Origin of the sequence: Pseudacidovorax intermedius, assembly GCF_003350475.1 — a bacterium.
Lineage (GTDB): Bacteria > Pseudomonadota > Gammaproteobacteria > Burkholderiales > Burkholderiaceae_C > Xenophilus > Xenophilus intermedius.
Genome location: NZ_QQAV01000010.1, coordinates 179,333 through 191,071, shown reverse-complemented (window position 1 = coordinate 191,071; position 11,739 = coordinate 179,333). Strand labels below are relative to the sequence as shown.

Genomic DNA, 11,739 nt, shown 5'->3' with positions numbered 1-11,739 from the left:
ATGGTCACCGGGATGCCGGCGTTCAGGAAGTTCATGCTGATGCCGCCGCCCATGGTGCCGGCGCCGATCACGCCCACCGTCTTGACGGGGCGCTGCGGCGTGTCTTCCGGCACGTCGGCGATCTTGCCGGCGGCGCGCTCGGCCATGAACAGGTGGCGCAGGGCCGCCGATTCGGGCGTGAACATCAGGGCGATGAAGTTCTGGCGCTCGAAGGCCATGCCGTCGTCGAACTTCATCTTGGTGGCGGCCTGCACGGCCTCCACGCACTTGAGCGGCGCGGGATAGTTCTTCGACATGCCGCCCACCATGTTCTTGGCGAACTGGAAGTAGGCATCGCCCTGCGGATGGCGGCAGGGCAGGTTGCGCACCAGCGGCAGGTCGCCGCCCTTGGCTGCCGCGTCGCGGGCGAAGGCGATGGCCTCTTCGAGCACCGACTCGGCCGAGCCCGCCATCTTGTCGAACAGTTTCTGGCCCGGCAGGCTTGCCAGGCGCTCGCTCTTGACCGGCTCGCCGCTCACGATCATGTTGAGGGCCGCCTCGACGCCCAGCACGCGCGGCAGACGCTGCGTGCCGCCCGCGCCAGGAATCAGGCCGAGCTTGACCTCGGGCAGCGCCACATTGGTGCCCGGTGCAGCCACACGGTAGTGACAGCCCAGGGCCAGTTCCAGCCCACCGCCCATGCAGACCGAATGGATGGCGGCCACGAGCGGCTTGGTCGAGGCTTCGAGCGCCAGGATCACCGACAGCAGGTTGGGCTCGGCCAGCGCCTTGGGCGAGCCGAATTCCTTGATGTCCGCGCCGCCGGAGAAGGCCTTGCCCGCGCCGGTGATCACCACGGCCTTGACGGCCGAGTCGGCCAGGGCCTTGGCCAGGCCGTCGGTGATGCCGACCCGCGTGGCGTAGCCCAGGCCGTTGACCGGCGGGTTGCTCATGGTGATCACGGCCACGTCGCCGTGGACTTTGTATTCAGCCGTCATGCTGCGTTCCTTGGGTTGCGATGAGGGAGCGTTCGGAGCCTTGCGCAGGTCGCCGGCGAGCCCGGCGTGCGCTGTTGTCTCCTAAAAAAGCACGAGTGTTCTTTTCGGGCCATTCTAGGCAGATCGGATGTCTCGACAACCGCTGCCAGTCGCTCCCGGGACAAACAGCCGCGAGCTTGAACTGGCGACCGCGCGAAGGCAAAAAAGAAGGGGCTCGCGCCCCCACTTTCGGCAGGGCCAAGGCCCTTGCATGGAAGCTTCAGACCTCCAGCCATTCCTTGCGGATGTTGGCGTCCGCCCGCAGGCCGTCGGGGGTGCCGTCGTACACGATGCTGCCGTGGCCCATGACCAGCGCCCGGTCCGAGATGTGCATGGCGATGGTCAGCTTCTGCTCGATCAGCAGCACCGACACGCCCTTGTCCTTGAGCGTGCGCAGGTACTGGCCCACCAACTCGACGATCTTGGGCGCCAGGCCCTCGGTTGGCTCGTCGATGATGATGAGTTCAGGGTCGCCCATCAGCGTGCGGCACAGCGTCAGCATCTGCTGCTCGCCGCCCGACAGCACGCCGGCCTCGGTGTGCTGGCGTTCCTTGAGGCGCGGGAACATCTGGTACATGTCCTCGAAGCCCCAGCGGCTGCCTTTGCCAGAACCCTTCTGGCCGAGCATCAGGTTCTGGTGCACGGTGAGCTTGGGGAAGATGTCGCGGTTCTCCGGCACGTAGCCGATACCCAGGTGCGCAATCTCGTAGGCCTTGCGGCGCAGGATGTTCTGCCCCTTCCAATGCACTGCGCCCTCGCCGTGCACCAGGCCCATGATGGCCTTGGCCGTGGTGGAGCGGCCCGAGCCGTTGCGCCCCAGCAGCGCAACGATCTCGCCGGGCTGGATGGCGAAGGAGACGCCATGCAGCACATGGCTCTTGCCGTAGTAGGCATGCAGGTCTTCGACCTTCAGCGTCATGTCAGTGTCCTCCTTGAGCCTCGGCCACGGGCGAGCCGAGGTAGGCCTCTTGCACCCGCGCATTGGCACGTACGGCCTCGGGCGTGTCGAAGGCGATGACTTCGCCATACACCACCACCGCAATCTTGTCGGCCAGCCCGAAGACCACGCCCATGTCGTGCTCCACCGTGAGCAGCGTCTTGCCGACGGTCACTTCCTTGATCAGGTTGATGAAGTGCGTGGTCTCGGTCTTGCTCATGCCGGCCGTGGGCTCGTCCAGCAGGATCACGCTGGCGCCGCCGGCGATCGTCACGCCGATCTCCAGCGCGCGCTGCTCGGCATAGGTGAGGTTGACGGCCAGCACGTCGCGCTTGCGCTCCAGGCCCACCTGGCGCAGCAGCACCTCCGTGCGCTCGTTGGCATCGTCCAACCGCGACAGGAAGCGCAGGAAGGTGTAGCGGTAGCCCAGGCTCCACAGCACGCCGCAGCGCAGGTTCTCGAACACCGACAGCTTGGGGAAGATGTTGGTGATCTGGAAGCTGCGTGACAGCCCCTTGCGGTTGATCTCGTACGGCGGCAGGCCGTCGATGCGCTCGCCATGCAGCAGCACCTCGCCGCTGGTGGGATGCAGCCGGCCGCTGATCAGGTTGAACAGCGTGGACTTGCCCGCGCCATTGGGGCCGATGACCGCAATGCGCTCGCCGGCGCGCACGGCCAGGTTGGCGCCGCGGATGATCTCGGTGCGGCCGAAGCTCTTGCGCAGGTCTTTCAGTTCGATCGCGTATTCGCTGTTGCTCATGCTCCGCGCTCCAGGCGTGCCAATGAATGTCGGGCCGTCAGGTTCATGCCGTTCATGCGGCCATCTCCTGACGCTTGATCTGCGCCTCGATCTCTTCCTGCGCCTGCCCCCAGCGGCGGGCGAATCGGCGGCGGACCTGGTCGAACAGCGCCAGACCGACCAGCGCAACGGCGGCGACCAGCGTCCAGTGTGTGGCCGAGGAGGTGTCCAGCCCGATGCCGAAGAAGCTCACCGTCGGCCCGAGCGCGGCGTTGAGCTGCATGTGATAGAGCATCTCGACGATGCCGGCGAAGCCCGCAGCCATCAGCGCACCCGTCGCCACCAAGCCCACGTAAAGCCACGTGAAGCGGCCCAGCTTGCCGAAGCGTGCCACCCGCACGTTCATCATGATCAGGCTGGCCACGCCCCCGGGCGCGAACATCACCATGAACAGGAACACCAGGCCCAGATACAGCAGCCAGGCCTTGCTCAGCTCCGACAGCAGGATCGACGCGAAGACCAGCAGCACGGCGCCGATGATCGGCCCGAAGAAGAAGGTCGCGCCGCCCAGGAAGGTGAACAGCAGGTAGCCGCCCGAGCGGATGGTGGACAGGCTGTCCGACGCGTTGACGATCTCGAAGTTGATCGCAGCCAGCCCGCCGCCGATGCCGGCGAAGAAGCCCGCGATGATGAACGAGAGGTAGCGCACGCGCTGCGTGTTGTAGCCCACGAACTCCACGCGCTCCGGGTTGTCGCGCACGGCGTTGAGCATGCGGCCCAGCGGCGTGCCGGTGAAGGCGAACATCAGTGCCGTGCAGATGAAACAGTAGACGGCGATCAGGTAGTACACCTGGATCTGCGGGCCGAAGTTCCACATCAGGAATTTGCCGTAAACGCGGTCGGTGGTGATGCCGCCCTCGCCGCCGAAGAAGCCCGGGAACATCAGCGACATGGCCGCCACCAGCTCGCCGATGCCCAGCGTGATCATGGCGAAGGTGGTGCCCGACTTCTTGGTCGTCACGAAGCCGAAGATGGCGGCGAAGAAGGCCCCCGCCACACCGGCGACCACCGGAATCAGCACCAGCGGCATCGGGATCTGCCCCTTGGAGGCCATGTTCATCGCATGCACCGCGATGAAGGAGCCCAGGCCGGTGTAGACGGCATGGCCGAAACTCAGCATGCCACCCTGCCCCAGCAGGATGTTGTACGACAGGCAGATGATGATCAGGTAGCCGATCTGCGAAAGCATCGTCAGCGCCAGGCTGCTGGTGAACACCAGCGGCGCCACGATCAGCGCGAGCGCGAACAGGCCCCAGACGAGGATTCGGCCCAGGTTCAGCGGCTTGAAGCGGTAGTAGGTGGTCGGTGATGTCATGGGGAGGGCACTCATCGATCAGTCCTCGCGGGTTCCCAGCAGGCCCTTGGGCCGGAAGATCAGGATCAGTACCAGGAAGAGGTACGGCAGGATGGGCGCCACCTGCGAGATGGTGAGTTTGAGCAGCGGATAGCCGAAGGTCTGGTCGGTCACCGCCATGCCCAGGGCACGCAGGCCGGAGGCCATGGACTGGTCCAGCGCCACGGCAAAGGTCTGCACGATACCGATCAGCAACGAGGCCAGGAAGGCGCCCGCCAGCGACCCCATGCCGCCCACCACGACCACCACGAAGATGATCGACCCCACCGACGCGGCCATGGCCGGCTCGGTGACGTAGGTGTTGCCGCCGATCACGCCGGCCAGGCCCGCCAGCGCGGCGCCACCGCCGAACACCAGCATGAAGACGCGCGGCACGTTGTGGCCCAGCGCCTCGACCATCTCCGGGTGCTTGAGCGCGGCCTGGATCACCAGCCCGATGCGGGTGCGGGTGAGCAGCAGCCAGACAGCCACGAGCATCAGCAATGCGACAAGCATGATGAAGGAGCGCGACTTGGGGAACTGCGTGCCGTACAGCGTGAAGAGCGGCCCCTGCAGCGCCTCGGGCAGGCCGTAGGGCACCGTGGACCGGCCCCACACCAGTTGCACCACCTCGAGGATCAGATAGGACAGCCCGAAGGTGACCAGCAGCTCCGGCACATGGCCGAACTTGTGCACCCGGCGCAGGCTGTAGCGCTCGAAGGCCGCGCCCAGCGCACCCACAAGCAGCGGTGCGATGAACAGCGCCGGCCAGAAGCCGAGCACGCCAGAGAGCGTGTACGCGAAGTAGGCACCCAGCATGTAGAAGCTGGTGTGCGCGAAATTGAGCACCCCCATCATGCTGAAGATGAGGGTCAGGCCGGAGCTGAGCATGAAGAGCAGCAGCCCGTAGCTCACGCCGTTCAGAAGAGAGATGAGAAAGAATTCCACTGTCGTCGAGCCTCAGGAAAACATCCGGCCCCGGGACCGGAGGCGGTCTCCGGCAGGCGCGGTGAGCATGGCCGGCGCGGTGCGCCGGCGGGCAGCGGAGGGGTGGCATCCGGGCCGGCGCGCGGCATGCCGGCGCGGCCCGTGCTACCCGACGGTATCAGGAGGGCCGCTTCATCTGGCAGCTGGTCGGCGTGCTGGCCACGTAGGGCTCGTAGTACTTGACCGGCGCCAGCGTGTAGCCCGTGTTCTCAGGGCTGTAGGGGTACTTGGCGCTGGCCTTCTCCCAGCGGGTGATCCACAGGCCCTGCTGCAGCTGGTGGTCGGCCTTGCGCATCTCGACGTCGCCATTGAAGCTCTTGAACTTCATGCCTTCCATGGCGGCAGCAACCTTCACCGGATCGGTGGACTTGGTCTTCACGAAGGCGTCGGTCAACATGGAGAAGGCCGTGTAGATCACGGTCGTGTACATGTCGTCGTTGAACTTCTTCTTGTAGGCCTCGGTCAGCGGCTTGATGGGGCCGTCGGCGTTGTAGTGGCTGTAGCCGACCTGATAAACCTTGCCGTCGGAGGCGGCGCCCATGGCCGTGGGCGTGCCGCTGGTCACGGCGTAATAGGTGTAGTACTTGACGTTCAGGCCCGCGTCGTTGCCGGCCTTGATCAGCAGCGCCAGGTCCGAGCCCCAGTTGCCGGTGATCACCGTGTCGGCGCCCGACTGCTTGATCTTGGCGATGTAGGGCGCGAAGTCGCGCACCTGCGCCAACGGATGCAGGTCGTCGCCCACGATCTGCACGTCGGGCCGCTTGCGCGCCAAGTTCTCCTTGGCGAACTTGCTGACCTGCTGGCCGTGCGAGTAGTTCTGGTTGATCAGGTAGACCTTCTTGATCTCGGGCTGATCCTTCATGTAGGTGGTCAGCGTCTCCATCTTCATGGAGGTGTCCGCGTCCAGCCGGAAGTGCCAGTAGCTGCACTTGCTGTTGGTGAGGTCGGGGTCCACCGCGGCATAGTTGATGTAGACCACCTCCTTGCCCGGATTGCGCGCGTTGTGCTTTTCCAGCGCGTCCATGATGGCCAGCGCCGGTCCGGACCCGTTGCCCTGCACGACGTAACGCGCCCCCTGGTCCATGGCCGAGCGCAGCGCCGCCGTGGTCTCCTGCGGGCTCAGCTTGTTGTCGATGCCGATGATCTCGAACTTGACGCCGGCCGCGTTCTTCTTGTTGAACTCCTCGGCCAGGAACTGGAAGGTCTTGAGCTGGTTGGTGCCCACCGCGGCCATCAGGCCCGACAGCGGGTCGAGCCACGCGATCTTGACGGTCTCGCCCTGCTGGGCGAAAGCGCTGCTGCTGAAGGCCAGAACGCAGGCGGCGGCGGTCAGGTTGAAAGAGGTCTTCAAGGCATGTCTCCTGTGTGGTGTCCCGGGTGCCGGAACTTGCACGAGCGTACAGTGCTTCACTGCGCGCTCGCTAGGGGAAAGCCCCGCGATTCCCCTCTGGAGAAAGCCTTTTCTATCACCCGGGCGACAGCCGCCGCCGCACCATTTCTACCCTCGGGTAGCACACGACTGGTGCATGCGCGTCAGGGCCGCTTCATCTGGCAGCTGGTGGGCGTGCTGGCCACGTAGGGTTCGTAGTACTTGACCGGCGCGAAGGTGTAGCCGGTGTTCTCCGCGTCATACGGATACTTGCCGCCGGCCTTCTCCCAGCGGGTGATGTACAGGCCCTGCTGGAGCTGGTGGTCCGCCTTGCGCATCTCGACCTCGCCGTTGAAGCTCTTGATCTTCATGCCCTCCAGCGCCGCAGCCACCTTGACCGGATCGGTCGACTTCGTCTTCACGAAGGCGGCGTCGAGCAGGGCGAAGGTGTGATAGATCGAGTTCTGCGTCATGTCGTCGTTCATGCGCTTCTTGAAGTCGGCCATCAGCGGCTGGATCGGCGGGCCCATGTTGTAGTGGCCGTAGCCCACCACGTACACCTTGCCGGCGGCCGAGGCGCCCATGGCCGTGGGCGCGCCCGAGCCGAAGGCGTAGTAGGTATAGAACTTCACCGTGTCCAGCAGGCCTGCGTCGTTGGCGGCCTTGATGAGCAGCGCCAGGTCGGAGCCCCAGTTGCCGGTGATCACCGTGTCGGCGCCGGACTGCTTGATCTTGGCGATGTACGGCGCGAAGTCACGCACCTGTGCCAGCGGATGCAGGTCGTCGCCCACGATCTGGATGTCGGGCCGCTTGCGCGCCAGGTGCTCCTTGGCGAACTTGCTGACCTGCTGGCCGTGCGAATAGTTCTGGCCGATCAGGTAGACCTTCTTGATCTCCGGCTGGTCCTTCATGTAGGTGGTCAGCGCCTCCATCTTCATGGAGGTGTCGGCGTCCAGGCGGAAGTGCCAGTAGCTGCACTTGCCGTTGGTGAGGTCCGGATCCACCGCGGCGTAATTGAAGTACACGACCTCCTTGCCGGGATTGCGCGCGTTGTGCTTTTCCAGCGCGTCGATGATGGCCAGGGCCGGTCCGGAGCCGTTGCCCTGGGTCACGTAGCGCGCGCCCTGGTCCATGGCCGAGCGCAGTGCGGCCGTGGTCTCCTGCGGGCTCAGCTTGTTGTCGATGCCGATGATCTCGAACTTGACGCCCGAGGCATTGGTCTTGTTGAAGTGCTCGGCCAGCAGCTGGTAGGTCTTGAGCTGGTTGGTGCCGACGGCGGCCATGAGACCCGAGAGCGGGTCCATCCAGGCGATCTTCACGGTCTCGCCCTTCTGGGCGAAGGCGCTGGTGGCCATCACGGCCAGCGCGGCGGCAGCAAGGTGCTTCAAGCGGACATTCATCGGTGTTGTCTCCGGGTGTTGGGTCCGCGCAGCGTAGCCACGGGGCCGCCGCCAGCGCTCAGGGAACACCCGAAAAAAAGGCCGCGGATGCGGCCTTCCCTATCGCGCAGGCGACAGCCCGCCGTGAATGGCTCAGAGCCCCGGCAGCTTGTAGTCCTTGAGCAGCTCGCGGATGCGCGTCTTGAGGATCTTGCCGGTTGCGCCCAGCGGGATCGCGTCGACGAAGACCACGTCGTCCGGAATCTGCCACTTGGCCGTCTTGCCCTCGTAGAACTTCAGCAGTTCCTCGCGCGTGACCTCGGCCCCGGCCTTCTTCGCCACGACCACGATCGGCCGCTCGTCCCACTTGGGGTGGAACACGCCGATGCAGGCCGCCATGGCCACGGACGGATGGGCCACGGCGATGTTCTCGATGTCGATGGAGCTGATCCATTCGCCGCCGGACTTGATCACGTCCTTGCTGCGGTCGGTGATCTGCATGAAGCCATCGGTGTCGATGGTGGCCACGTCGCCGGTGGGGAACCAGCCGCCCCCGCGCAGCGGGTCGCCGCCCTCGCCCTTGAAGTACTCCTTGACGATCCACGGGCCCTTGACCAGCAGGTCGCCGTAGGTCTTGCCGTCCCAGGGCAGTTCTTCACCGTCGTCGCCGACGATCTTCATGTCCACTCCGAAGATGGCGCGGCCCTGCTTCATGCGCAGCGCCAGCTGCTCCTCCGCCGGCAGCGACAGGTGCTTGTTCTTGAGCGTGCACAGGGTGCCCAGCGGGCTCATCTCGGTCATGCCCCAGGCATGCAGCACATCCACGCCGTACTGCTCGCGGAAGGCGTTGATCATGGCCGGCGGGCAGGCAGAGCCGCCGATCACCGTGCGGTTGAGCTTGCTGAACTTGAGGCCCTGCGCCTGCATGTGGCCCAGCAGCATCTGCCAGACCGTGGGCACGCCGGCCGCGAAGGTCACACCCTCGGCCTCGATCAGTTCGTAGACCGACTTGCCGTCCAGCGCCGGGCCGGGGAACACCATCTTGGCGCCCACCAGCGCCGCGGAATACGGAATGCCCCAGGCATTGACGTGGAACATGGGCACCACCGGCAGCACCGAGTCGCGCGCCGACAGGCACATCACGTCGGGCAGGCAGGCGGCGTAGGCGTGGAGGATGGTCGAGCGGTGGCTGTAGAGCGCGGCCTTCGGATTGCCCGTGGTGCCGCTCGTGTAGCACATGCTGGAGGCCGAGTTCTCGTCGAAGCTGGGCCAGTCGTAGGTATCGGTCTGGCCCCCGATCCAGTTTTCGTAGCTGACGAGGCCCGGAACGCCGCTGTCGGCCGGCAGCTTGTCGGTATCGCACAGGGCCACCCACTTCTTCACCGTCGGGCAGCGCGCGTGCACGGCCTGCACCAGCGGCAGGAAGCTGAGGTCGAAACACAGCACCTGGTCTTCGGCATGGTTGGCGATCCAGGCGATCTGGTCGGGATGCAGGCGCGGGTTGATCGTGTGCAGCACGCGGCCGCTGCCCGAGACGCCGTAGTACAGCTCCAGGTGGCGGTAGCCGTTCCAGGCCAACGTGGCCACCCGGTCGGAGAACAGCAGGCCTTCGGCTTCCACGGCGTTGGCCACCTGGCGCGCGCGGCGTGCGCAATCGGCCCAGGTGTAGCGGTGGATGTCGCCCTCGACACGGCGCGAGACGATCTGGCCGTCGCCGTGATGGCGCTCGGCGAACTCGAGCAGGTTGGAAATCAGCAGGGGGCGGTCTTGCATCAGGCCCAGCATGTGGGAGGCTCCTTGGTAGCGAAGGCGAAGGCGGATGGGGTCGTGTGTCGCATGGCTGCGCGGCAGCCCGGGCGTGGAATGCTGGCGCCGGGCGCGCCGGCCATGGACAAAGCCGGCTGAGTATTGCGCAGTGCAGCATGCGCACCCCATCGGGAATCCCCGTAAATCCGGCGGGCGAAAAGGCTTCACGGACAATCCGGCGATGAGTTCCCTGCCCTCGTCCAGCCCCTCCGTGCCCAGCGTGGAGGGCCATGCCGCGCCGCACTGGCGCGAAGGCTTCGCGAGCCTCGGCCCGGCCTTCTTCACCCGCCTGCGCCCCACGCCCCTGCCCTCGCCGACGCTGATCGCCACCAGCGAGCGGACGCGGCAGTTGCTGGGCTGGTCGCGCGACCGGCTCGAATCGCCCGAAGCCCTGCAGGCCCTGGCCGGCAATGCCGTGCTGGAAGGCAGCGATCCGCTCGCCACGGTCTACAGCGGCCACCAGTTCGGCGTCTGGGCCGGCCAGTTGGGCGACGGCCGGGCGATCCTGCTCGGGGAGACCGACAGCGGCTTCGAGGTCCAGCTCAAGGGCGCGGGCCGCACACCCTACTCGCGCATGGGCGACGGCCGGGCCGTGCTGCGCTCCAGCATCCGCGAGTTCCTGTGCAGCGAGGCGATGCATGCCCTGGGCATTCCCACCACGCGCGCCCTGGCGCTTGTCGGTTCGCCCGCGCCGGTCGCGCGCGAAAGCATCGAGACCGCCGCCGTCGTGACCCGCGTCGCGCCCAGCTTCATCCGCTTCGGCCACTTCGAGCATTTCGCCAGTCGGGGCCAGCACGAGGAACTGCGCCAACTGGCCGACTTCGTCATCGACCGCTTCTACCCGGACTGCCGCAGCGACACGCGCTTTGGCGCCAATGCCTACGCCAGCCTGCTCAACGCCGTGAGCGAGCGGACGGCGGCGCTGATGGCGCAGTGGCAGGCCGTGGGCTTCTGCCATGGCGTGATGAACACGGACAACATGTCCATCCTGGGCCTGACCATCGACTACGGCCCCTTCCAGTTCCTGGACGGCTTCAACCCGGCCCACGTCTGCAACCACAGTGATTCCCAGGGCCGCTATGCCTACAACGCCCAGCCCAACGTCGCCTACTGGAACCTCTTCTGCCTGGCGCAGGCCCTGATGCCGCTGATCGGCGAGGAAGAACTCGCGCTGGCGGCCCTCAAGTCCTACCGCGAGGTCTTCCCGCTGCGCTTCGAAGCCGCCATGCTGGCCAAGCTGGGCCTCGCCCAGCCCGTGGCCGGCGACGCCGCGCTGCTGGAGGCGCTGCTGCGCGTGATGGCCGCCGAGCGCATCGACTGGACCATCTTCTGGCGCCGCTTCGCCCACTACCGTGCCGGCGGCCCGGCCGATCCGCTGGACGACCTGTTCGTGGACCGCACCAGCTGGCGACACTGGTTGTCGGCCTTCGAGCGCCGCCCGACCGACGCCGACGCGGCGGCGGCCGTCGCTACACTGCGCGCCAATCCGCGCTTCGTGTTGCGGAACCACCTGGGCCAGCAGGCCATCGAAGCCGCCCAGAAGGGCGACTTCTCCGGCGTCCACACCTTGCTTGCGCTGCTGGAGGCCCCATTTGACGAGCATCCCGGCATGGACGCCTATGCCGACTTCCCGCCCGACTGGGCATCTGCCATCGAAATCAGCTGCTCCTCATGACCGAACCCACCATCCGCAAGACCGACGCCGAATGGAAGGCGCTGCTGGCCGAAAAGGGCGCCGAGCCCGCCGCCTTCAACGTCACCCGCCATGCCGCCACCGAGCGGCCCTTCACCGGCAAGTACGAAGCGCACTGGGCCGACGGCAGCTACCACTGCATCTGCTGCGGCGCCAAGCTGTTCGACTCCGACACCAAGTTCGACGCCGGCTGCGGCTGGCCCAGCTTCTCGGCCGAGGCCGTGCCGGGCGCCATCACCGAGCATGTGGACCGCTCCCACGGCATGGTGCGCACCGAAACCGTCTGTAGCCAGTGCGGCGCGCACCTGGGCCACGTCTTCCCCGACGGCCCGGCGCCCACCGGCCTGCGGTACTGCATGAACTCGGCCTCGCTGGACTTCAAGCCCGAAGACACCGAGTAAGCCATAAAGAAGGCGCCAT

At 66.3% G+C, this 11,739-nt stretch carries 10 protein-coding genes; 2 read left to right on the top strand and 8 right to left on the bottom strand.

Annotated features, from left to right (window positions below; translation table 11 throughout):
- From DFR41_RS21915 to DFR41_RS21880, 8 genes are all read right to left on the bottom strand, one after another.
- Positions 1–977, bottom strand: a 977-nt coding sequence (locus tag DFR41_RS21915) for an enoyl-CoA hydratase-related protein (protein ID WP_211322639.1), incomplete at its 3' end; no start/stop codon positions are given.
- Between the two features lie 259 nt (positions 978–1,236).
- A complete protein-coding gene (locus tag DFR41_RS21910) occupies positions 1,237–1,935 on the bottom strand; it encodes an ABC transporter ATP-binding protein (RefSeq protein ID WP_017760878.1) in 699 nt (232 codons plus the stop codon).
- 1 nt (position 1,936) lies between these two features.
- Positions 1,937–2,713, bottom strand: coding sequence for an ABC transporter ATP-binding protein (locus DFR41_RS21905; protein ID WP_017760879.1), 777 nt, complete (start codon positions 2,711–2,713; stop codon positions 1,937–1,939).
- Between the two features lie 52 nt (positions 2,714–2,765).
- Entirely contained in the window at positions 2,766–4,082 is a 1,317-nt protein-coding gene (locus DFR41_RS21900) for a branched-chain amino acid ABC transporter permease (protein WP_052383662.1), read from the bottom strand.
- Between the two features lie 3 nt (positions 4,083–4,085).
- Complete coding sequence (locus DFR41_RS21895) at positions 4,086–5,033, bottom strand: branched-chain amino acid ABC transporter permease (RefSeq protein ID WP_017760881.1); 948 nt, start codon at positions 5,031–5,033, stop codon at positions 4,086–4,088.
- A 157-nt stretch (positions 5,034–5,190) separates the two neighbouring features.
- Positions 5,191–6,423, bottom strand: coding sequence for a branched-chain amino acid ABC transporter substrate-binding protein (locus DFR41_RS21890; protein ID WP_114804277.1), 1,233 nt, complete (start codon positions 6,421–6,423; stop codon positions 5,191–5,193).
- A gap of 182 nt (positions 6,424–6,605) precedes the next feature.
- Complete coding sequence (locus tag DFR41_RS21885; protein WP_114804276.1) at positions 6,606–7,841, bottom strand: branched-chain amino acid ABC transporter substrate-binding protein; 1,236 nt, start codon at positions 7,839–7,841, stop codon at positions 6,606–6,608.
- A gap of 132 nt (positions 7,842–7,973) precedes the next feature.
- The gene (locus DFR41_RS21880; RefSeq protein WP_114804275.1) at positions 7,974–9,605 is read right to left on the bottom strand and encodes a 3-(methylthio)propionyl-CoA ligase; all 1,632 of its coding nucleotides are present in this window, start codon (positions 9,603–9,605) and stop codon (positions 7,974–7,976) included.
- A gap of 202 nt (positions 9,606–9,807) precedes the next feature.
- On the opposite strand from DFR41_RS21880, the gene DFR41_RS21875 reads away from it, so the two are divergent.
- Together DFR41_RS21875 and msrB are read left to right on the top strand one after the other, a co-directional pair.
- Complete coding sequence (locus DFR41_RS21875; protein WP_114804274.1) at positions 9,808–11,301, top strand: protein adenylyltransferase SelO; 1,494 nt, start codon at positions 9,808–9,810, stop codon at positions 11,299–11,301.
- Positions 11,298–11,720, top strand: a complete 423-nt coding sequence (gene msrB, locus DFR41_RS21870; protein WP_114804273.1) for a peptide-methionine (R)-S-oxide reductase MsrB — start codon at positions 11,298–11,300, stop codon at positions 11,718–11,720. The genes DFR41_RS21875 and msrB overlap by 4 nt, the downstream gene beginning before the upstream one ends.
- Positions 11,721–11,739: the final 19 nt, after the last annotated feature.